Genomic DNA, 21,717 nt, shown 5'->3' on the forward strand with positions numbered 1-21,717 from the left:
ACCCGGCCGCAACCCCTTGATCGCATTGGCCTTCACAATTCTTCATCGTCCCATCAGGCACTTCAGCCGGGGCTTGGCTGTACTCGCCGGCCCCGACCCGAGGAGCCGCCATGAAGCGCCTGATCCTGTTGTCCCTGCTGTTCGCCACCGCCCCTGCCGCCCCCGCCGGCGCGGCGCCGGCCGCCCTCGACGATGGCTGGAAGGTGGCCGATCCGGCCGCCACCGGCTGGCACGTCGAAACCCTGGAGGCGATGGCACGCGCCATCGCCGACGGCCAGGCCCCGGAAACCACCAGCGTGCTGCTCGTCCGCGATGGCGCGCTGGTCTACGAACGCTACTTCGGCGGCAGCGACCGCGACACGCTGCAGGACACCCGTTCGGCGACCAAGAGCGTGACCGCGCTGCTGGTCGGCGCGGCCATCGCCCAGGGGAGGATCCCCGATACGCAGGCCCGCCTGTACGACCTGTTCGGCGACCGCCACTGGCAGAACCCCGACCCCGCCAAGGAAGCGACCACCATCGAGGACCTACTGACGATGAGCGCGCAATGGGAATGCGACGACGACAACGTGTTCTCGGCCGGCAACGAGGAACGCATGTACGTGAGCGCCGACTGGGTGCAGTTCGCGCTGGACCTGCCGGCCAGGGGCTATGCGCCGTGGACGCAGCGGCCCCATGAGAGCCCCCATGGCCGCGCCTTCGCCTACTGCACCGCGAACGCCTTCATGCTCGGGGCGGCGGTGGAGAAGGCCAGCGGGCAGCGGCTGGAGGATTTCGCCGCGCAGGCACTGGAGCGACCGCTGGGCATCGTGCACTCGCACTGGGGCCGCGCCTCGGAAGGCACGGGCATGGGCGGCGGCGGCACCCGCTACCGCAGCCGCGACCTGGCCAAGCTCGGCCAGTTGATCCTCGATCACGGGCGCTGGCAGGGGCGGCAGGTGCTGCCGGCCACCTGGGTGGCGGCGATGACCACGATCCAGGCGCAGGCGCGCGAGGATGCGGACTACGGCTACCAGCTGTGGCGCTTGCGTTTCCCGGTACGCGGCGTGGAGCGCGGCGTATGGGCGATGTCCGGCAACGGCGGCAACTATGTGTTCGTGCTTCCGGAGGAGCGGCTGGTGGCGGTGATCACCCGCCGCGCCTACAACCAGCGGCAGGCGCATGCGCAATCGCAGGCGGTGTTCGCCGACTACGTGCTCAAGGCATTGCCTTGACCGCGCCGGTCTCGCCCGGCAGCAGGCCTCGGGCGCGCACCCGGGCGCGCTGCGCGGCCAGGTCGGCTTCGATGCGCTCCAGCAACGCGTCGAAACCCGGCCGCGCCCGCAACGGGGCCAGCAGCGGCGAGGCGCGAAGGTAGGCGGCATCGCGGTAGCCGGCCACGCGTGCGCGCTCGAGTGCCGCCAGCGCCGCCTCGGGTTCGCCCGCGGCCATCAGCAGCAACGCCGCATCCAGGCCGTCCAGCGGATCGGTGCCGCGCGCCACACCCTCGAGCAGCCCACCGGCCCGGCTTCGCAATTCGGCCGGCGCCGGCAGCGGCTGCGCCCCCGACACCCAGGCGATCGTCTGCGCCAGGCTGCCCTGCGGACGCAGGCGCAGCGCCTGCAGGCTGGCCTCGCGCGCCGGGCCGGCTTCGCCGCGTGCCAGCGCCAGCTCGGCCTGCAGCAGATGCAGCCCGGCATGCCCGGCGCCACGGCGCAGGGCTTCGTCCAGCGCCGCCTGCGCCTCGTCCCGGCGGCCGTGCACGAACAGGAACCGCGGCCAGGCCAGGTTGGAGAACACGCTGTCCGGGTACAGCCGGAAGCTGTCCCGGTAGCGCGCTTCGGCGGCCGCCGCATAGCCCAGCAGGTCGAGGTTGCCCGCGATCTGGATGGGCAGGAAACGCACCTTGGCAGGGTCGCGGACCTGGAGGTTGGCGTCCAGCGCCTCGACCAGACGCCCCTGGCGTTCCTGGAGGTAGGCGGCCGAGCCGCGCGCCGCATCGGCGCCGGGATCACGCCGCACCGCCTGCTCGTAGGCCGCCAGCGCCTGCGCCATCTCGCCGCGGCAGTCCAGGGCGTACCCCAGCGCGGCATGCGCGGCCGCCCACTGCGGCCGCGCCGACACCATCCGCGCCGCCAACCGCTGCGCCTGCATCGCGTCATCGGCGCTGCCGTCGTACTGGCAGGCGCGGGCGCTGTAGGCGCGGCTCAATCCCAGCGTGGCGTCCGGATCGTCCGGCGCCTCCTGCAGGCGCTGCCGGTACAGCACGATCGCGCGCTCGTTGTTGTCGCGCTGGCCGATGCCGGCATAGTGGTCGGCACGCTGCAGCAGGGGCGGGACGGGAGACGGCGGCCGGGAAGGCCACGACCGCCACGCGACCACGGCACCGGCCGCCAGCGCGCCGGCAAGGGCGATGCCGAGCCCGCGGCGCCACCGCCGCGACGCCGGCATGCCCAGCCCGGTCGTCTCGACCGCCTGCACCGGCACGCACAACTGGTAACCCTGCCCACGTACCGAGCGCAGGTAGCGCGGCTGCCGCGGATCGTCGTCCAGCGACTGCCGCAGCAGGCGCACGCGCTGGGTCACGGTTTCCTCGTTGACCAGCGCCGGCGCCCAGACCTGCGCGATCAGCTCGTCGAAGCCGACCACGCGCTGCCCCTGCCGCACCAGGTAATGCAGCAGGCGGAAGCTCAGCCCGCGCACGTCCAGCGCCACGCCGGCGCGCTCGACCCGCTGGCGCCGCACGTCGATCAGCAGGTCGTCCAGCCGGTAGCGCTCGTCCATCGCCTGGCGGCCTCAGCCGAGCCGGTCCTGCGCCCAGGCCGCCAGTTTCTCGCGGCCGATCTTGGCGTTGTGGCGGATGTCCACCGGGAACGCGCGATGGCGCAGGAAATGGTCGATCCCGGCCAACTGCGGATGGTCCGCCGCCAGGGCGCGCAGCCGCGGCTCGACCGCCGCCGCATCGGCGCCCGGCAGCAGCTCGTAGCACAGCACCGGCAGCTGGCGGCCCGGTGCGCCGACACCGACCAGGGCGGTGCGGCGCACACCGGGCACGGTGTTGAACACCGGCTCGGCCTGTTCGGTGTACAGCGGCCCGGCGGCGGTCTCCACGCGCTGGGTCTTGCGTCCGCAGAACCACAGCCGGCCCTGCTCGTCGAACCAGCCGACGTCGCCCATGCGGTGCACGATGCGCTCGCCGCCCTCGGCCAGGGGTTCGCGGATCTTGGCCACGGCGGTGGCCTGCGGCCGGTTGTAGTAGCTGTCGGTGGTGGTCGGGCCGGCGACGGTGATCTCGCCGACTTCGCCGGCGGGCAATTCGCGTACGCCGCTCCAGTCGGGAATCGGCGCGTCGTCGATGGCGATGATGCGCACCACGTTCGGCGCCACCACGCGGCCGACGCAGGTGCCGGCGCCGGCCTCGGTGGCCGCGCGGGTGTCCTGCAGTTCGCGGCCTTCGATCACCGCCACCGGCAGGCACTCGGTGGCGCCATAGGGCGTCCAGAACTGCGCGTGCCCGGGCAACAGCGCACGCATCTTCGCCACCACCTGCGGCGGCACCGGCGCGCCGGCCGAGGTCACCCGGGTCACCGTCGGCAGCGGCCGGCCATGCTCGGCCAGCACCCGCATCAGTGCCGGCGAGCCGAACAGCTGGGTCACGCCGAAGCGGGCGATGGCGTCGTGCAGCCGGCGCGGGTCGGCGCTGCCCGGCCGGGTCGGGTCCATGTCCGGGATCACGCTGGTCAGGCCCAGCGCCGGGTCGAACAGGGCGAACGGCGGGAAGGTCGGCAGGTCCACGCCGCCGGCCTGCATGCCGAAGGCGTTGCGCAGCAACTCGACCTGGCCGAGGAAATGGCGGTGGCGGTAGACCACGCCCTTGGGCACGCCGGTGGAGCCGCTGGTGAACAGGATGGCGGCCACGTCGTCGGGCGCGGTGTCGGCCAGCTGGCTGCCGGCGCCGGTCCCGGCGGCCTCGATCTTCGCCAGCGTGGTACCGCCCCAGCCCCAGCGGGTGCCGACGGTGACCAGCCGCGTGGCCGATGCCGCCCAGCCCAGCAGCCGCCGCGCCACATGCGCCAGCGGAATGCCGATGAACGCCTGCGGCTGCGCCTCGTCCAGGCATTGGCGCAGCGCGCGCCGATCGATGCCCGGGTCCACCAGCACCGGCACCGCGCCGACCTTGAACAGGGCGAACATCAGCAGGAAGAACGCCGGTCCCGGGCGCACCATCACCACCGTGCGCACGCCGCGGCCGATGCCATGGGCGGACAGGCCGGCGGCGATGGCGTCGCTGCGTGCGTCCAGGCTGCGGTAATCCAGGGTGACGTCGTAGGCGGCCATGCCGCCGGCGCCGGGGCGCCCGGGGCAGCGGATGGCAATCTGGCCGGGCCGTTCGCGCGCCAGTTCCGGCAGCCGCGCGGCGATGTTGCACGGAGGATTCATCAGGCTATTGTCGCCGCTGCGGAAAATTCTTGCGCGCGCTCCGGCGGCGTGGAAAATCTCCCCATCGCCATTGCCCGGGCCGGCGCCCGAGGGCCATCCCCATGCCTCACCCCTGCCTGGCCTGCGGCGCCTGCTGCGCACAGTACCGCGTGGCGTTCCATTGGCTGGAGTCGGATGCGCTCGGCGGTGGTGGCGTGCCGCACGCGCTGACCGAGCGCCTGGACGCGCACCGCCTGTGCATGCGCGGCACCTATTCGGACCCGGTGCGCTGCGTGGCGCTGGACGCGGTGGTCGGCGTGCGCTCGCGCTGCCGCATCCATCCCGACCGGCCGAGCGTATGCCGCGAGGTCGATGCCTCGTGGGAATACGGCAAGGCCAGTCCGCAGTGCGACCGCGCGCGCATCGCCCACGGCATGGCGCCGCTCACCGTGGCCGACTGGCGCTGGCGCGACGACGCGGACAACGACGACGACCATCCCGACGACAGCGGCAACAGCCCGTCGTCTCCACGCGCGGCTTGAGCGCGAGTCCGCGCCACGGCTTGCTGTGCAAACCGCGGGCCCCGGCGCATCGTCTTCCACATCCCCGCGCCTGCGAAAGCAGGGCAGGCCGGTGGCTCAGCCGATCGGATTGCGTTCCAGGAACGCCCGCACCGCCGGCACGATCACCTCGTGCTTGTCTTCCAGCACGTAATGGTTGGCGTCCTCGAAGGCCATCACCTCGGCCTGCGGCAGCGCCTTGCGGAAGCCGGCGAGGAAGTGGTGGTCGAAGCAGAGGTCGCGCAGGCCCCAGGCGATGAACGCCGGGCGGTCGGCGAACGACGGCAGCGCCTGCGCCGCGCGCTCCAGCAGCGGCCAGGCCCTGTCGGCCGGCGACAGCGGGATGTCCTGCATGAAGCGGATGGTGGCGATGCGGTTGTCCCAGCTGTCGTACGGCGCCACGTAGGCGCGACGCACGTCGCCCGGCATGCGCCGGCTCACGCCCAGCCACGAGGCGCCGGCCGAGAATGCGTTGAAGGTGCGGATGAACCACTCGCCCGGCTTCCAGTGCCGGCCCATGGCGATCTGCCACGGCATCGGCTTCTCCGCCGGCAGCGGGAACGCGGCGGTGTTGGTGATCACCAGGCGCTTGACCTGCGCGTTGTGCGCCAGCGCCCAGCCGAAACCGATCATGCCGCCCCAGTCGTGCACCGCCAGGGTGACCGGCCCGCTGATGCCGAGGTGCTCGAGCAGCGCGGTGACGTCGTCCACACGCGACTGCAGGGTGTAGTCGTAGCGACTGTCGTCGGGCTTGTCGGACAGGCCCATGCCGATGTGGTCCGGCACGATGCAGCGGTACCTGTCGTCCAGGCCGTTGACCAGGTGCCGCCACAGGTAGCTCCACGACGGATTGCCATGCAGCATGACGACCACCTCGCCGTCGCGCGGGCCGGCATCGATGTAGTTCATCGACAGGCCGGGGCGGACCTCGAAACGGTGGCGGGCGGCGGGGTAACCGGGGAACGGCATCGGGCGGCTTCACGCAATCGCGGACTGGGCGCGCATTGTAGGCCAATGCGCCTCGCGGCCCTCCGGCGGCCGAGGGCGGCACGGGGGCCGCAGCCGCGGCGGGCGCCATCGCAAGCGCGGCGTTCGCTGCCCTGATGACCCACGCCCGCACCGCGGACACGATCGTTGCCCGCCGGCCGGGCGCAGGGTACGCCCGGCCGCCATTCCCTTCGACGCCCCCGGCGGTGCGCACCCTGCATCGACGGGCGACGCTCTACGCCGCCGCCCGGGGCACCTGCGTGCCGGCGGGCTTCTGCTTCCCCGGCACCGGCAGGAACCACGCCCCGCCGCTCCGCTCCGAAGGCGCCCGCACCCGGCCCCCCGGTTGCCGCCACGCCGGAGGCGGCAGCGCCTGGCGCCGGCGGCAGCGGAGCGGCGCGGAGGCGGGCTCCGGTCCGACAGCGACTACCATGCACGCCTCCCCCACCCAGCGACCGCCATGTCCACGCCTCCCTCCTTCCTCGATGACAACCAGATCGAACGGCTGTCCAGCCTGCTCGAACAGCGCGCGGTGCCGTTCAAGGGCCTCAACCTCGAGGCGCTGGACGGCTTCCTGTCGGCCCTGGTGGTCGCACCGGTGGCCGCGCCGCCCGGCCAATGGCAGCCGCGCGTCTGGGGCGGCCAGCCGCCGCGCTGGAACGACGAGGACGAGGCCCTCCAGGTCCAGCAGCTGCTGATGGGCCACTGGAACATGTGTGCCGCACGCGCGCGGTTCGAAGGCGACGACCTGCCCGATCATCTCGCACCGCTGATGTGGCTCCCGGAAGACCCGGAGCAGGACGAGGACGCCCTGCCCGACTCCGAGCTCGATGTCGGCCGGGACTGGGCACTGGGCTTCTTCACCGCGGTCATGCTGCATGAAGCGGAATGGGACACGTGGCTGGACGAACACGCATGGATCGAGGAGATCTTCGACCTGCTCGACCAGCTGGCCAGCGGCGAACGCATCGATCCGCAGAACCCCGAGGCCCCGCCGGCCAGGGTCACCTACCGCGAACGCCTGGACATCACCATGGAGCTGCCGGCGATGCTGGCCGACCTCAACCACCACCGCGTCGACGCCCTGACCCCGCGCGTGCCGATCCGCCGCGACGCGGCACCCAGCCGCAACGACGACTGCCCCTGCGGCAGCGGGACGAAATACAAGAGGTGCTGCGGGCTGAACTGAGCGGACCGGGCAGGCCTGACCCGTCCGCCCATGCCGGGGAACGCAGCCCCGGCCTGCCCGGACACGGGCCCCTCCGATCACGGTGGCGGCCGCGCCCGCTCCAACCCGGTGCGGGCTCGGGGCCCGCCCGGCAGGCCCCAGCGCCGCCAAAGCGCATGCGGGCGGCCACCGCCCCTGCGAAGCGCGGGCTTGCCGGCGACGTGCCGGGCGGATGCCGCCATGCAAAACGCCCGCAAGGGCGGCTTGCGGGCGTTTCCGGGTGTCAGGCCCCTGCGGCCGGGCAGGCCGTCGCGGCGCTGCGGGCGCCGGTGTTACCAGACCACCTCGGCCATGGTGCAGTTCAGGCCCGAACCGATCCCCATAAGTGCGACGCGGTCGCCCTTCTTGAGCTTGCCCAGCTGGCGCAGCTTGCTCAGCACGATCGGCACCGAGGCCGGGCCGACGTTGCCGTGCTCGCCGAAGATGGTCATCACCTTCTTCGGGTCGATGCCGAAGGCCTTGATGAAGGCATTGGTGTGCGGCTGGCTGACCTGGTGGATGACGAACTGGTCGATCTCGTCCACCGCCCAGCCCAGCGCGATGCGCGTGGCTTCAAAGGTCTTGGTGGCCAGCTTGATGCCTTCGATCAGCAGCAGGCGGGTGTCGGTGACCATGCGGTCCAGGTTGCCCACGCACAGCTTGTTCCACTGGTTGGCCGCGCGGGTCACGCCCCCCTTGTAGCGCGGCGCGTCGGGCACCAGCTCGGCGCGGGCCAGCACCATGGCGGCGGCGCCGGAACCGGTGGTCAGCGCGGCGAACTCGTCGCGCAGCTGCTGGGCGGTGACGTCCGGCGCGCTCATCCGCTCCAGGGTCTTTTCGTAGACCAGATTGGAGCTCTCGCCGTCGACGATCAGCGCATAGTCGATGTCGCCGCGCTCGATCATGCGCGCGGCCACGTCCATGCCGTTGATGAAGGCCAGGCAGGCGTTGGCGATGTCGAAGGTGACGCAGTCCTCGCCGATGCCCAGGTTGCCCGAGACGATGGAGGCGGTGGACGGCTCCAGGTAGTCGCGGCTGACCGAGGTGTTGACCAGCAGGCCGATGCGGTCGGCGCCGACACCGGCGTCTTCCAGTGCCTTGCGGCCGGCCAGGGTGGCGGCGTCCGAGGCCTGGGTGCCCTGGTCCCACAAGCGGCGCGCGTGGATGCCGGCGACGTCGCCCAGCATGTCGGCACGGATGCCCAGACGATCCAGCGTCGGCTGCAGCCGCTCGTTGATTTCCTTGGAGGTCAGGGTATGCGGCGCGTCGACATGCGCCAGTCCCGCGATCGAGACATTCTGGAAGGGCATCGGAAGGCGCCAGGACTCAGGCGGAGGGGGCGCCATTCTAGCGGCTGCCTGCCCTTGACGCATCTTTAACGGTTTGCTGCCGGTGCGTATGGAGCGCGGGCCGGTGCGCGGCCCTGGAAACGCCCGCCGGCCGGCGCTCTCCGGGCGCCGGCGGGAACCCTCGGTGTCCGGGCGCGGCGGCACGTGCGGCCGGCCGCACGGCACCCGGGGATTATCCGCGCGCCGGCGTCAGGGGCACTGCCAGGCGCTGAACCGCTGGCTGCCGTCGGCCGGGCGGCCCAGTGCCTGGACGGCGTTGGCGCCGGCACTGGGGGCCTCGTTGCGCGCCAGGGTTTCCAGCTCTTCCTGCACCCGCAGCGGGTTGCGGTTGTAGAACGCCACCTTGCTCTTGACCGAGACCACGATCTCGCCCTTGCCCACGCAGCCCGGCACCACCGGGCCGGCCGGCAGCACCCGCACCGCCTTGCCGCCTTTCTCGATCGGCACCCAGGTGCAGGCGGCGGTGCCGACAATCAGGGCGGACAGGATCAAAACACGCATGGGCAGGTCCTTGTGGAGATCGGAACGGATTGTGCCGCGTCCGGATGAATCCGTCATGATCCGCGGCCCGCCCCGGAACGGGCGGGCCGCGGCGCCGGAGCGTCAGCGGGAGGCCGGCAGCGGGTTGCCGTCGCTGTCGATCACGCTCACCTCGCCCAGCTCCAGCGCGCGCACCGGCGCCTCGATCTGCTTGAGGTCGCCGACCACCACCCAGGTCAGCGTCGCCGGATCCAGGGTCGCCGCCGCCTCGGCCACCTGCGCCGGCGTGATCGCCTCGATCTCGGCCTTGCGCAGGAACACGTAGTCGTCCGGACGCTGGTAGCGGACGATGCCGCCGATGGCGTTCATGACCGCGGCGGCGGTCTCGTAGGCCCCGGGCAGGCTCAGCGTCTGGATGTTGCGGATGCGCGCGACTTCCTCGGACGTCGGCGGACGCTGGCCGCCTGCGAACTGGCTGATCTCGGCGTGCATCTCCCGCAGCGCCTCGGCGGTCTTGTCGATCTGCACCGGCGCGATCGCCATCCACGGCCGCTGCCCGAGCGCACCGCTGGCGCTGGAGCGTGCCCCGTAGGACCAGTGCTTGTCCTCGCGCAGGTTCATGTTCAACCGCGACGTGAAGTCGCCGCCGAGCACGCCGTTGGCGATGTCGAAGCGGGTCGCCCCCGGGTCCATGGTCGAGGGCACCACCTCGCCGGCGAACAGGTTGGCCTGCACCGCGCCGGGCTGGTCGATCAGGTAGACCCGGGCCTTGTCCGGACGCGCCACCGGTGCGGGTACCTGCAGCTGCGGTGCCGGCCCCTGGCCCTTCCAGTCGCCGAGGCGGCGCTCGAGCAGCGGCACGATCTCCTTCAGGGTGGTGTCGCCGACCACGATCAGGGTGGCGTTCTCCGGGCGCACCCAGTCGCGGTGGAACGCCAGCAGGTCGTCGCGGCCCAGCGCCTGGATGGCGGCCTCGTCGCCACTGCCGGTGAACGGGATCGCGTAGGGGTGGCCCTTGCCGTACAGCAGCGGCGGCAGCACCCGCATCGCCACCGCGCTGGGATGCACCTTCTCCTGCTGGATGCCGGCGATCCAGGTGGCCTTGATGCGGTCGATCTCGCTCTGGTCGAAGCGCGGCGCGCGCAGCACGTCGGCATACAGCGCCAGCGACGGCGCCAGGTTCTCCTTCAGCGCCGACAGGTAGACATTGGCGCCGTCCAGCGAAGCGCCGGCGCCGATGCGCGCGCCCAGTGCATCGGCGGCATCGGCGAAGGCCAGCGAACCGAGCTCGCCGGCGCCTTCGTCGAGCAGCCCCATGGTGAAGTTCGCGGTGCCCGGCTTGCGCCCCTGGTCGGCGGTGAAGCCGCCGGGGAACTCATAGCTGAACTGCACCACCGGGATGTCGTGGCGCTCGGCCAGGACCACCCGGGTGCCATTGCTCAGCGTGGCGCGCTGCAGGCGCGGGAATGCCAGTTCCGGGAACGACGCGGTCCGCGGCACGCCGGCGCTGCGGTCCACCGGCGAGGCCTGCACCCGGTACTTCGGGTCGACCGCCGGCACCGTGAACGGCGCCGGCGTGCCCGAGGGCAGTTCCTCCAGCGCCACGCGCTCGCCCGGCTCGACCACCAGGGTGTGGTCGCCCACGCCCAGCCATTTGCCGGCGACCGTGCCGAGGTCGCCGGCGCTGGCGTTCTGGATGGTGGCCAGCGAGGTCCGGAAGCAGCCCGGGTCGCCTTCGTAGACGGCGCATTCGGCCAGCGCGTCGGCCTTGCCGCCGAAGCCGCCGATGCGCTCGATGCCGCGGATGAAGCCGGCACGGAACGCGGTCTTGGCGCGCGCCAGCTCATCGGCGCTGGGACCGTCGGCGATCAGCTTCTTCAGCTCCTCGTCGATGACCGCCTCGACCCTGGCCGGGTCCACGCCCTGCTTGACCGTGGCCATGATCACGAAGTTCGAGCCCAGCTGCGACGGGCCGACCATGGTGCCGATGTTGTCCACCAGCTGGTCCTGGTGCAGCAGCCGCTGGTCCAGGCGCGAGGACTTGGCGCCGCCCAGCACCTGGGCGAAGAGCTGCAGCTGGTCGATGTCGGTGGTGCCGACCTCGGCGACGTTCCAGGCGCGGTAGATGCGCGCCTGCGGCACCTTGTCGGTCATCACCTCGCGGGTGGAGGCCGCCCGGCGGGCCACGTCCACCTTGGGCTGGGCCATGCTCGGCCCGGCCGGGATGTCGCCGAAGTAGCGGGCGACCTTCTCCCTGGCCGTGGCCACGTCGATGTCACCGGCCAGCACCAGCACCGCGTTGTTGGGGCCGTACCAGGTGCGGAACCAGGTCTTCACGTCATCCAGCGAGGCGGCGTTGAGGTCGTTCATCGAGCCGATCACGCCGTGGTGGTACGGGTGGCCGGCCGGGTACAGCGCGCGGGTCAGCTTGTCCCACACCTGGCCATAGGGCTGGTTCTCGCCCTGGCGCTTTTCGTTCTGCACCACGCCGCGCTGCTCGTCGAGCGCGGCCTGGTCGATCGCGCCGAGCAGGTGGCCCATGCGGTCCGACTCCATCCACAGCGCCATGTCCAGCGCGGTGGTGGGCACGTTCTGGAAGTAGTTGGTGCGGTCGGTATTGGTGGTGCCGTTCTGGTCGGTGGCACCGACCTGCTTGAAGGGCTCGAAGAACTCGCCGTGGTGGTTCTCGCTGCCCTGGAACATCAAGTGCTCGAACAGGTGCGCGAACCCGGTGCGGCCGGCCGGCTCGTCCTTGGCACCGACGTGGTACCAGATGTTGACCGCCACGATCGGCGCCTTGCGGTCGGTATGCACGACCACGCGCAGGCCGTTGGGCAGGGTGAATTCCTCGAAGGGGATGTCCACCGCGACCGGCGCCGGCGCCGCCGCGGCGGGCGGCAGCCCGGCGAAGCCGCCCAGGGCGGTGGCGAGGGCGACGCTGAGCAGGGCGCTGCGGGGTGTTGTCCGTTTCATTCCGCTTTCCTTGAGCAATGAGGTAGGCGCCGATCCTAACCGGACCGGCCTGTCGGCGGGATGCGCCACGGGTCACGGCCGGTGGCGCGCGGCCGCGCTGTCCGCGGACAGCGCCCGCCGGCACCGGGTGTCCGGACAGCGGACACCCTCACCTGCAGAAAACCCTTTCAAATCAATGCAATGGGATTGGCACGCCTCCTGCTTGACGCTACGCACCGCCACGCAGGATCCACCGAATGATGACTACAGGCTGAACAAAAAGCCAGGGAAGAGGAAAAAGCTTGCCTCCCCAGAACTGGTGTACTACATTACTACCACACCACTTATCAAAAACACTAAACAGGACCGCCATGAACACCACCGCCCTCGCCCTTGCTTTCGCCCTTGCCGCCGGGTTCTCCGCCACCGCCCAGGCCGGTGACATCCCCACCCTGGAGACCGTGCAGGTACGTCCGGCCGCCGACCAGCTGGCCCAGGCCGCGCGCGAACGCGGCAGCACGATCCCCACGCTCTCCTCGGTGCAGGTGCGGCCCAGCGCCGGCCAGATCATGGAGCTGGCCGCTGAGAAGGCCACCGCCCGGCTGGCGGCGCATACGCCGGTCGCGCTCGGTGCCAGCATCGGCCAGTGGATCGTTTCGCTGCCGGCCATCACCGTGCATCCGGATGCACAGCAGGTGCAGGCGCTGGCCGCGGAGCTGGCCGCCAGCCGGTTGTCGCGGATCGCCGACGAGACCCTCGCGCAGTGAGCCATCGCCGCCATCCGTCCGTGTCGTCTCCCGCCCGCGGGCGCCCCGCGCCGGCCCACTCCGCACGGCCCTAGGGCGGCGGCCACGGCGTACACTCCGCCGATGACCGCCGCCCCCGTTTTCCACGTCCTGCTCTATCAGCCGGAGATCCCGCCCAACACCGGCAACGTGATCCGCCTCTGCGCCAACACCGGCGCACGGCTGCACCTGGTGGAACCGCTGGGCTTCAGCCTGGACGACAAGCAGCTCAAGCGCGCCGGCCTGGACTACCACGAGTACGCGCGCATGCAGGTCCATCCGGACCTGGACACCGCACTGGCGCGCATCGCGCCCCGCCGGCTGTTCGCCCTGAGCACCCGCGCCAGCATCCGCTACGACACAGTGCAGTTCGCCGATGGCGACGCCTTCCTGTTCGGCCCGGAAACCCGCGGCCTGCCGCAGGACCTGCTCGATGCCCTGCCCGCCGGCCAGCGCCTGCGGCTGCCGATGCAGCCGCACAATCGCAGCCTCAACCTGTCCAACGCGGTGGCCGTACTGGTGTTCGAGGCCTGGCGCCAACACGGCTTTCCCGGCGCCGGCTGAGCCCGCGCCCGCACCTACCCGCCGGCCGCCTCCACCACGCCCAGGCGCTGCAGCGCCTGCAACCGCTCCGCGTCCAGTCCAAGCAGCCCGCCGAGCACCTGGCAGGTGTGCTGCCCGCGGAGTGGCGCCGCGTCGCCGTAGCGCAGCGGAGTGGCCGAGAACCGCAGCGGGTTGCGCACCATCGCCACCTGCGCGCCGCTGGCGTGCGGAAGCGTGATGCGCAGTCCGCGGGCCTGCACCTGCGGGTCCTGGAACACCTGGTCGATGCGGTTGACCGGACTGGCCGGCACGCCGGCGCGCTCCAGCCGCGCCAGCCATTCCGCGGCCGGCCGCGCGCGCAGGCTCCGCTGCAGCAGCGGCACCAGCACGCCGCGCTGCGCCACGCGGCCGGCGTTGGTCGCGTAGCGGGGGTCCGACGCCAGCCCGGGCTCCCCGAGCACCTCGCAGAAACGCGCGAACTGCGCGTCGTTGCCGACCGCCAACATGAAATGGCCGTCGGCCGCCGGCATCACCTGGTAGGGAACGATGCTCGGGTGCGCGCTGCCCTGGCGCTCCGGCACCACGCCGCCGACCAGCCAGTTCGAGGCCTGGTTGGCGAGCCAGGCCACCTGGGTGTCGAGCAGCGCCAGATCGATCTGCTGCCCGCTGCCGGTGCGTTCGGCATGGCGCAGCGCGGCCAGGATCGCGGTGGCCGCGTACATCCCGGTCATCAGGTCGGTGGCGGCCACGCCCACCTTCTGCGGCCCGCCGCCGGGCGCACCGTCGGCTTCGCCGGTGACGCTCATCAAGCCGCCCATGGCCTGGATGGCGGCGTCGTAACCGGCGCGCTGCGCATAGGGCCCGTCCTGGCCGAAGCCGGTGATCGAGCAGTACACCAGGCTCGGGTTGAGCGCCTGCAGGCTGGCGAAATCCAGCCCGTACTTCGCCAGGCCGCCGACCTTGTAGTTCTCGACCAGCACCTGGCTGCGCTCGGCCAGCGCGCGGACCAGCGCCTGGCCCTCGGGCCGGGTGAAATCGATGGCGACCGACTGCTTGCCGCGGTTGGCGCACAGGTAGTAGGCCGACTCGGTGGTGTCGCCGCCGTCGGCATCGGCCAGGAACGGCGGCCCCCAGCCACGGGTGTCGTCGCCAATTCCGGGACGTTCGACCTTGATGACCTCGGCGCCGAAATCGGCCAGCACCTGGGTGGCCCACGGCCCGGCCAGGATGCGCGACAGGTCGAGCACGCGGATACCTTCGAGCAGTTTCATCCGATCACCACGCACCACCTCCGGGAAGCAGGCAGGTTGCCATGCCGAAACGCCCGGCAACACCGCCACGCCCAACCGCGGCCCATGGCCCCGCCCGGCACGGCCTGCCCACGCTCAGTCGTCTTCTTCCGCCGCCTCGCGCCCCTGCTGGCGGATGAGGGCTTCCTCGCGGGCGTCGTTGATGGCCTCGCGGACGCCGTCCAGGTCGACCGCGCGCAGGTCCGGGGTGAATTTTCCGCTCAGCACGCTGTCCGGCTGCAGGTCGCCCGCCTGGAACCGTTCCCACATCTCCTCGCCATACCAGGTCTCGAACAGCTCCGGCGCCGAGCGCCCGAGCCAGGCGGTGAGGTTGTTGACGTCGCGCAGCAGCATGGCCCGCGCGGCGTTGTTGCCGCCGGCGCTGACCACCTGCGGGAAATCGATGACCACCGGGCCATCCGGGCCAACCAGCACGTTGTAGGGCGACAGATCGCCATGGACCAGCCCGCAGCACAGCATCAGCTTGACCTGCTGCACCAGCACCGCGTGGAACCGCCGGGCCTGCGCGGCATCGAGTTCGACCTCGCCCAGCCGCGCGGCGCTGTAGCCCTCGGCGTCGGTGACCAGCTCCATCACCAGCACGCCGTGGAAATAGCCGAACGGCTCCGGCACGCGCACGCCGGCTCCGCGCAGCTGGTACAGCGCGTCCACCTCGGTGTTCTTCCAGGCCGCTTCCTGCTGCCGGCGGCCGTACTTGCTGGCCTTGCCGATGGCGCGCGCCTCGCGCGAGCCGCGCACCTTGCGTCCTTCCTGGTACTGCACCCGCTGCTGGAAGCTGCGCTGGGCCATGTCCTTGTAGACCTTGGCGCAACGGATCTCATCGCCGCTGCGCACGACGTAGACCGCCGCTTCCTTGCCGCTCTTGAGCGGGCGCAGCACCTCGTCGATGACGCCGTCGTCGATCAGCGCCTGCAGTTGTGGAGGTGTCTTCATGTCCAGCCATGCGAAAAGCGGCCCGCATGATCGCATGCGGGCCGCCAGGCACCCGGAAGACGCATTCAGAACGCGTTGATGCCGGTCAGCTCGCGGCCGATCACCAGCTGGTGCACGGTTTCGGTGCCCTCGTAGGTGATCACCGACTCCATGTTCAGCGCATGGCGGATCGCGCTGTGCTCGGTGGTGATGCCGGCGCCGCCAAGCAGGTCGCGGCACTCGCGGGCGATGTCGATCGCCAGCCGGCAGTTGTTCCACTTGGCCAGCGACACCTGCTGCGGCAGCATCTGCCCGGCATCCTTCAGGCGCCCCAGCTGCAGCACCAGCAGCTGCCCGGCGGTGATCCGGCGGGCCATGTCGGCCATCTTGATCTGCGCGCTCTGGGTGGTGGCGACCGGGCGGCCGAACAGGATCCGCTCCTTGGTGTAGGCCAGCACTTCGTCCAGGCAGGCGATGGCCGCGCCCAGCGGGCCCCAGGTGATGCCGTAGCGGGCCTGGGTCAGGCAGCCCAGCGGCCCCTTGAGGCCCTTGACGTTGGGCAGGCGGTTGGCGTCGGAGACGCGCACGTTGTCGAAGAACAGCGCGCCGGTGACCGAGGCGCGCAGGCTCATCTTGTGCTTGATCTCCTGGGCGCTGAAGCCCGGCGTGCCCTTCTCGACCACGAAGCCCTGCACGCCCTCGTCGGTATTCGCCCAGACGATGGCGATGTCGGCCACCGAGCCGTTGGTGATCCACATCTTGGAGCCGTTGATGACCCAGTCGCCGCCGTCCTTGACCGCGCGCGTCTTCATGCTGGCCGGGTCGGAGCCGCCATGGGCCTCGGTGAGGCCGAAGCAGCCGATGACCTTGCCGCGCGCCATGTCCGGCAGCCAGCGCATGCGCTGCTCTTCCGAGCCGTAGGCGTAGATCGGATACATGCACAGCGAGCTCTGCACACTGACGAAACTGCGCAGGCCCGAGTCGCCGCGCTCCAGCTCCTGGCAGATCAGGCCGTAGCTGACACCGTTGAGGCCGGCACCGCCGTACTCCTCCGGCAGCGAGCAGCCGAGCAGGCCCATGTCGGCGATCTCCGGGATCAGCTCGTCCGGGAAGCGGCCCTGGTCGAAGCAGTCGCCGATGATCGGCAGCACGCGCTCGTCGGTGAAGCGGGCGACGGAATCCTGCACGGCGCGCTCTTCCTCGCTCAGCAGCGAGCGCACGTCGAACAGATCGAAGGGGTTGAGGGTCTTCAAGGTCATTGCTGTCTCGGAAAGCAGCCGTCACGGCGGGGGGAGGAAGTGGATAAGGTAGTCGATTCGGGCGCGGAGCATTGCTGCATCCGCACGTTGACAATCCACGCCCGACCCCCTCCCGGCGCCGGCCCGCGCACCGGCGGCGGCCGCGCCGCCACGGGCCGGCAGGGCGGGCACGGGCGAGGACGGACGCGGTATGGTGTCGCCCTTCCCGCCAGCGAACACCTGCCGATGCCCACCCCTTCGTCCGCGACCGCCCCGGCCCCCGTCACGCCCACCCTCGAGCGCGCGCTCAAGCCGCGCCAGCTGATCATGATGGGCCTGGGCAGCGCGATCGGCGCCGGCCTGTTCCTGGGCTCGGGCGTGGGCATCCAGGCGGCCGGCCCGGCGGTGCTGCTGTCCTACCTGGTCGCCGGCACCCTGGTGATCATCATGATGCACGCCATGGGCGAGATGGCCGCGGCGCGCCCGGCCAGCGGCGCGTTCTCGGTGTATGCCGCCGACGCGCTGGGCGCCACCGCCGGCGCCACCATCGGCTGGCTGTGGTGGGTGCAGCTGGTGATCGTGATCGCGGCCGAGTCGGTCGGCGCCGCCGGGCTGCTGGCGACGCTGTGGCCGCAGTTGTCGGTGCCGCTGACCTCGCTGGCGTTCATGGTGGTGTTCACCGCCATCAACCTGATGGGCGTGCGCAACTACGGCGAGTTCGAGTTCTGGTTCGCGATCCTCAAGGTCGCCGCGATCGTCGCCTTCATCCTGGTCGGCGTCGCCCTGCTGTGCGGCTGGCTGCCGGGCGTGGCCTCGCCGGGCCTGTCCAACGTGCTCGGCCATGGCGGCTTCGCGCCCAAGGGCCTGGCCGGCGTCGGCGCGGCCCTGCTGGTGGTGGTGTTCGCCTTCGGCGGCACCGAGATCGTGGCCGTCGCCGCCGCCGAGACCCAGGACCCCGAGCGCAGCCTGGCGCGTGCGATCCGTACCGTCGCCTGGCGCATCCTGGTGTTCTACATCGGCTCGATCGGGGTGATCATCGCCGTGGTGCCGTGGACCAGCGAATCGCTCAAGTCGCCGTTCGCGGCGGTGCTGCAGGCCGCCAACATCCCCGGCGCGGCCACCGGCATCACCCTGATCGCGGTGATCGCCCTGCTCTCGGCGCTCAACGCCAACCTCTATGGCGCCTCGCGCATGATCCACTCGCTGGCCGCGCGCAGCGAGGCGCCGCGCTGGCTGGCGCGCATCAGCCGCAACCAGGTGCCGATCCCGGCGGTGCTGGCCAGCGTGCTGTTCGGCTTCGCCGCCACCGTGCTGGAGCTCCTGTACCCGGACCAGGTGCTGCCGCTGCTGCTCAACATCGTCGGCTCGACCTGCCTGCTGGTATGGACCCTCACCCTGGTCTCGCAGCTGGTGCTGCGCCGCCGCGCCGAGCGCGACGGCACGCCGTTGCCGTTCCGCATGGCCGGCTTCCCCTACCTCACGGTGCTGGCACTGGCGATCCTGGTGCTGATCTTCGCACTGCTGCTGTCCTCGCCGGCCACCCGCGTGCAGTTCCTGTCGATGGCCGCACTGACCGCCGCCATCGCCGTCGCCAGCCGCCTGGCACGGCGCGTCCGCGGCGGCTGAGGCGTCCCGGCGCCTTTTCCGGCGCCCTCCCGCCGGCCCGCCACGGCGGCCGGCAGGCCCCGGGAAGCTCCCGCATCGCAACATCCGGGCAGGCCGTGCCACGTGTCCCGCGCGCGGCCACGCACGGCGGCCAGGCCGGCGCATGCACCCGCGTGCCGCATGCCGGCGCCCCGTCGCACCACCGTTTCCGCTGCAAGCATCCACTGGCGGCGGGCCTTCTGGCGCCCCTGACGGCCCGCGTCCGGCGCCCCGCCGTGCGCGCCCGCGCGCGCCCGTGCGGCCCGGGTGGCGAAGAAAGCGCCGCAGGCATTGACGCCGGCCCCGACAACGATTCCACTTGCCCCCGAAAACACCCCACGGACCCCCACCCGCACGACCATGATCGAGCTAGAAGATCTCATCCAGCGCGCCATCGACCCCGCCTCCGTCAGGCTGGAAGGCACCCTCACCAATCCCCCGTCCTTCGGGGTCTACCTGATCGAGGACACCGACGATGGCAGCAGCCACTACCGCTTCGGCAGCCACCCGGTGCGCATGCAGGAGCTGGAGGACCGCTTCGGCGGATGCGAGCTGGAATACCTGTTCCTGTCGCGCGAGGACGCCGCGGCGGTGAGCTCGGCCCTGAACAAGCGCGAGGAATGAGCCCCGCGCCGGCACGGACGCGGGAACGCCCGGGCGCCGCACCCGGGACGGCCCGGGCCACCGGCGCCTGACCGCACCGCCGGCGCTTTCCGGTCCGATACGCTGCGCGGGCGGGCGGCCCCCCACGGGCAAGGCCGCCGCCTGCCGCAGGCCCTCCGCGCGGCACGCTCCGTAACGCGCGCTACCGGTCCGGCCGCTGCGGGCCGATCACCCTCTTGAAGGGCGGCAGGGCATCGATGATGCGCTTGCCGTAGCGGCGGCTGAGCAGCCGCGAATCGAGGATGATCACCCGCCCGGTATCGGTCGACGTGCGGATCAGCCGGCCGGCGAACTGGGTCAGCGTGCGCAGCGCATGGGGCACGGCGATCAGGTTGAAGGAGTTCAGCCCGCGGCTCTCGAACCATTCGCTCAGCGTCGAGGTCTGCGGATCGGTCGGCACCGCGAATGGCACCTGGGTGATGACCACCGTGGTGCAGGCCGCGCCGGGCAGGTCCAGCCCCTCGCCGAAGGAGTTCAGCCCGAACAGCACCGACCCTTCCCCGGCCGCGGTACGGCGCAGGTGGGTATCGATCATCTTCTGCTTGGCACCCTCGCCCTGCACCAGCAGCTTCGCGCGCAGCGTGGCCGGCATCAGCTCGGCCACCTTCTCCATCTTCCAGCGCGAGGTGAACAGCACGATGCTGCCCTTGTCCCAGTCCAGCTCGGCGGCGAGGTACCTGGCCACCTCCTTCGGGTGGCGCTCGCGGTCGTCGGGCGTCGCCGGGAACGGCGGCACCACCAGCTCGGCCTGGTTGGCCAGGTCGAACGGCGAGGCCAGCGACACCATCTCCGCCTCCCCGGGAATGCCGTTGTCGATCGCCAGCGCCTGGAACCCGCCCTCCCCGCCCAGGGTCGCCGAGGTCATGACCACCGAATCCACCTCGTCCCACAGCAGCCTGCGCAGCACCGCCGCCGCCGACACCGGCGAGCAGTGCAGCACCTGTTCGCCGTCGCGGCCGAGGCTGATCCAGCGCGCCATCGGCGGCTGCCCTTCCGGGTCCTCGCGGCGCCAGCCGGCCCACAGGTCGTACTGCTGCTGGATCATCTCCAGCGCCATGCCCAGGCTGCGCTGCAGGCGCTCCTGCGCGGCATCCTCGGGCTTGCCCTTGGCCGCCTGCGCGGCCGCCGCGGTGGCCCAGTTGAGCAGGGTGCGGGTCTCGTCGGCCAGTTCTTCGACCGGCTGCCGCCAGGCCTCGGGAAGGCGGCCGTTGGCGGCCCGCCATATCGGTTCGCGGGCGTCCGCGGCCGGCGTCCATACCTCGGCGATGGCGTTGGCGAAGGCCTTGAGCAGGGTGCTCACCCGCGACGCGGCGTCGATGGCCTCGTTCGGCAGCAGGTTGCCGATCCGGTCCTTGTCCACCGCACGGTAGGCGGCGGCGATCAGGATCTGCAGACGGCCGGTACGCCGCGCCATGTCGTCCAGCGGCAGGCTGGCCGCTCCCTGGTCGATGGCGACATTGCCGATGTGGTGGCCTTCGTCCAGCACCAGCAGCATGTCCGCCGGCGCGGCGATCAGCGGCTGGCCATTGTCGGACTCGCCGATGGACAGCGCCGACAGCAGCAGCGCGTGGTTGGTGACCACGATCTGCGCCTCGCGCACCTCGCTGCGCGCGCGCAGCACCGGGCACTGCGTCGAATACGCGCAGCGGCGCCCGGCACAGCCCGAGGCCGGCGTGGTGATGCGCGGACGCAGGCCGGCGCTGACCGTTTCCGGCGCGGCATCGAGATCGCCGTTCCAGCGCCCCTCCATGAAGGCGCTCACCAGCTTGCCGGCCACGTCCATCTCGATCGGTGCCAGCGGCCGGTCGTGCAGCAGGCCCTCGTCGCCGAACATGCCCTCCTGGGCGCCCTCGCCCTGCGCCTCGACGGCATTGCGGGTGCACAGGTAGCGGGTGCGGCCCTTGGCCAGGGCCACCGTGGCCTGCAGGCCGGTGGCCTTGAGGAAGCTGGGAAGGTCGCGCTCGACCAGCTGCGACTGCAGCGCCACCGTGCCGGTGCTGACCACCAGCTTCTTCTTCGACGCCAGCGCGATCGGCACCCCCGCGGTGAGGTAGCCCAGGCTCTTGCCGACGCCGGTGGGCGCCTCGACGATGCCCACGCCGCCGGTGGCCAGGGCCCGCGAGACCACCCCGATCATCTGGCTCTGCGAACGGCGCGTGGCGAAGCCCGGAGTATTGGCCTGCAGCTTCGCGTAGGCATCGCGGATGGCCGTCTTCAGGTCCTCGGTCAACGCCCGCGGCGCTTCCACTTTTTCCGTCACGCCACTCTGCCGCCTGCTCCGTTCATGGCCGCCATTTTCCCATACCGCCGCGGCACCGCCGACCGCGACGGTTCAGCGGCGACCGGCAGCCGGCCCCCGCAACGCCCGCACCAGCGCCCAGGCCAGCAGCACGAGCCCGACCGCCTCCAGCAGCGACAGCGCGACATGGCCCAGGCCCAGCGATACATTGAGGGCGGCGATGCCGTCGAAATTGCCCATCGCGATCAGCAACAGCGGCAGCACCGTCAGCACCGCGCCGGACAGCGTCGTCGCCATCAGCAGCGCCAGCGCCCACAGCGCCGCGGTGCGGGGTGCCGCGCGCGGCGCGCCGAGCAGCAGCACCAGCGCCACCCCCAGCGCCACCATCACCGGCAGCCGGCGGCCGACCGAGACCAGCAGGGCATTCAGCAGTTGCAGCTCGTCCATGCC

Annotated in this window: 18 protein-coding genes; 7 read left to right on the forward strand and 11 right to left on the reverse strand. The window is 71.6% G+C overall.

The window, feature by feature from the left end; translation table 11 throughout:
* Window positions 1-110 precede the first annotated feature (110 nt).
* Window positions 111-1,214, forward strand: coding sequence for a serine hydrolase domain-containing protein (locus tag K5L01_RS08220; protein ID WP_250063747.1), 1,104 nt, complete (start codon window positions 111-113; stop codon window positions 1,212-1,214).
* Here K5L01_RS08220 and K5L01_RS08225 read toward each other — a convergent pair.
* Both K5L01_RS08225 and oleC read right to left on the reverse strand, forming a co-directional pair.
* Window positions 1,198-2,763, reverse strand: coding sequence for a winged helix-turn-helix transcriptional regulator (locus K5L01_RS08225; protein WP_250063749.1), 1,566 nt, complete (start codon window positions 2,761-2,763; stop codon window positions 1,198-1,200). The genes K5L01_RS08220 and K5L01_RS08225 overlap by 17 nt on opposite strands.
* 12 nt (window positions 2,764-2,775) lie before the next feature.
* Window positions 2,776-4,419 (reverse strand): olefin beta-lactone synthetase, encoded by a 1,644-nt coding sequence (oleC, locus tag K5L01_RS08230; protein ID WP_250063751.1) that lies wholly within the window; start codon window positions 4,417-4,419, stop codon window positions 2,776-2,778.
* A 101-nt stretch (window positions 4,420-4,520) separates the two neighbouring features.
* Here oleC and K5L01_RS08235 point away from each other — a divergent pair, with 101 nt between their 5' ends.
* Entirely contained in the window at window positions 4,521-4,940 is a 420-nt protein-coding gene (locus K5L01_RS08235; RefSeq protein ID WP_250063753.1) for a YkgJ family cysteine cluster protein, read from the forward strand.
* A 96-nt stretch (window positions 4,941-5,036) separates the two neighbouring features.
* On the opposite strand, the gene K5L01_RS08240 is transcribed toward K5L01_RS08235, so the two are convergent.
* Window positions 5,037-5,927, reverse strand: coding sequence for an alpha/beta fold hydrolase (locus K5L01_RS08240; RefSeq protein WP_250063755.1), 891 nt, complete (start codon window positions 5,925-5,927; stop codon window positions 5,037-5,039).
* A gap of 478 nt (window positions 5,928-6,405) precedes the next feature.
* Here K5L01_RS08240 and K5L01_RS08245 point away from each other — a divergent pair, with 478 nt between their 5' ends.
* Complete coding sequence (locus K5L01_RS08245; RefSeq protein ID WP_250063757.1) at window positions 6,406-7,134, forward strand: UPF0149 family protein; 729 nt, start codon at window positions 6,406-6,408, stop codon at window positions 7,132-7,134.
* Window positions 7,135-7,445: 311 nt separating this feature from the next.
* Here K5L01_RS08245 and K5L01_RS08250 read toward each other — a convergent pair whose 3' ends face one another.
* The 3 genes from K5L01_RS08250 to K5L01_RS08260 form a co-directional block, all read right to left on the reverse strand.
* A complete protein-coding gene (locus tag K5L01_RS08250; protein WP_250063759.1) occupies window positions 7,446-8,462 on the reverse strand; it encodes a 3-oxoacyl-ACP synthase III in 1,017 nt (338 codons plus the stop codon).
* A gap of 228 nt (window positions 8,463-8,690) precedes the next feature.
* The gene (locus K5L01_RS08255) at window positions 8,691-9,002 is read right to left on the reverse strand and encodes a DUF4156 domain-containing protein (protein WP_250063761.1); all 312 of its coding nucleotides are present in this window, start codon (window positions 9,000-9,002) and stop codon (window positions 8,691-8,693) included.
* A gap of 102 nt (window positions 9,003-9,104) precedes the next feature.
* Window positions 9,105-11,954, reverse strand: coding sequence for a M16 family metallopeptidase (locus K5L01_RS08260; protein WP_250063763.1), 2,850 nt, complete (start codon window positions 11,952-11,954; stop codon window positions 9,105-9,107).
* A gap of 350 nt (window positions 11,955-12,304) precedes the next feature.
* Between K5L01_RS08260 and K5L01_RS08265 the strand changes: the two genes are divergently transcribed.
* Together K5L01_RS08265 and trmL are read left to right on the forward strand one after the other, a co-directional pair.
* Window positions 12,305-12,700 carry a hypothetical protein gene (locus K5L01_RS08265; RefSeq protein ID WP_250063765.1) on the forward strand — a complete coding sequence of 132 codons (396 nt, stop codon included), beginning with the start codon at window positions 12,305-12,307 and terminating at the stop codon, window positions 12,698-12,700.
* A 102-nt stretch (window positions 12,701-12,802) separates the two neighbouring features.
* Window positions 12,803-13,282: a tRNA (uridine(34)/cytosine(34)/5-carboxymethylaminomethyluridine(34)-2'-O)-methyltransferase TrmL gene (trmL, locus tag K5L01_RS08270; RefSeq protein ID WP_250063767.1), complete on the forward strand. Its 480-nt coding sequence runs from the start codon at window positions 12,803-12,805 to the stop codon at window positions 13,280-13,282.
* A gap of 14 nt (window positions 13,283-13,296) precedes the next feature.
* Here trmL and K5L01_RS08275 read toward each other — a convergent pair whose 3' ends face one another.
* The 3 genes from K5L01_RS08275 to K5L01_RS08285 all read right to left on the reverse strand — a co-directional run bounded on the left by K5L01_RS08275 (window position 13,297) and on the right by K5L01_RS08285 (window position 16,742).
* On the reverse strand, window positions 13,297-14,532 hold the full coding sequence (locus K5L01_RS08275; RefSeq protein WP_250063769.1) for a CaiB/BaiF CoA transferase family protein: 1,236 nt from the start codon (window positions 14,530-14,532) through the stop codon (window positions 13,297-13,299).
* A 114-nt stretch (window positions 14,533-14,646) separates the two neighbouring features.
* Window positions 14,647-15,504: a PA4780 family RIO1-like protein kinase gene (locus tag K5L01_RS08280; RefSeq protein WP_250063771.1), complete on the reverse strand. Its 858-nt coding sequence runs from the start codon at window positions 15,502-15,504 to the stop codon at window positions 14,647-14,649.
* Between the two features lie 65 nt (window positions 15,505-15,569).
* Window positions 15,570-16,742 (reverse strand): acyl-CoA dehydrogenase family protein, encoded by a 1,173-nt coding sequence (locus tag K5L01_RS08285; protein WP_250063773.1) that lies wholly within the window; start codon window positions 16,740-16,742, stop codon window positions 15,570-15,572.
* A gap of 219 nt (window positions 16,743-16,961) precedes the next feature.
* Between K5L01_RS08285 and K5L01_RS08290 the strand changes: the two genes are divergently transcribed.
* Together K5L01_RS08290 and K5L01_RS08295 are read left to right on the forward strand one after the other, a co-directional pair.
* Entirely contained in the window at window positions 16,962-18,347 is a 1,386-nt protein-coding gene (locus tag K5L01_RS08290) for an amino acid permease (RefSeq protein ID WP_250064149.1), read from the forward strand.
* A gap of 378 nt (window positions 18,348-18,725) precedes the next feature.
* Window positions 18,726-18,989 (forward strand): hypothetical protein, encoded by a 264-nt coding sequence (locus tag K5L01_RS08295; protein WP_250063775.1) that lies wholly within the window; start codon window positions 18,726-18,728, stop codon window positions 18,987-18,989.
* A gap of 181 nt (window positions 18,990-19,170) precedes the next feature.
* Here K5L01_RS08295 and dinG read toward each other — a convergent pair whose 3' ends face one another.
* Both dinG and K5L01_RS08305 read right to left on the reverse strand, forming a co-directional pair.
* Entirely contained in the window at window positions 19,171-21,288 is a 2,118-nt protein-coding gene (gene dinG, locus K5L01_RS08300; RefSeq protein WP_250063776.1) for an ATP-dependent DNA helicase DinG, read from the reverse strand.
* Window positions 21,289-21,360: 72 nt separating this feature from the next.
* The gene (locus K5L01_RS08305; RefSeq protein WP_250063778.1) at window positions 21,361-21,714 is read right to left on the reverse strand and encodes a hypothetical protein; all 354 of its coding nucleotides are present in this window, start codon (window positions 21,712-21,714) and stop codon (window positions 21,361-21,363) included.
* Window positions 21,715-21,717: the final 3 nt, after the last annotated feature.

This window comes from Stenotrophomonas mori (assembly GCF_023556335.1).
GTDB lineage: Bacteria > Pseudomonadota > Gammaproteobacteria > Xanthomonadales > Xanthomonadaceae > Stenotrophomonas > Stenotrophomonas mori.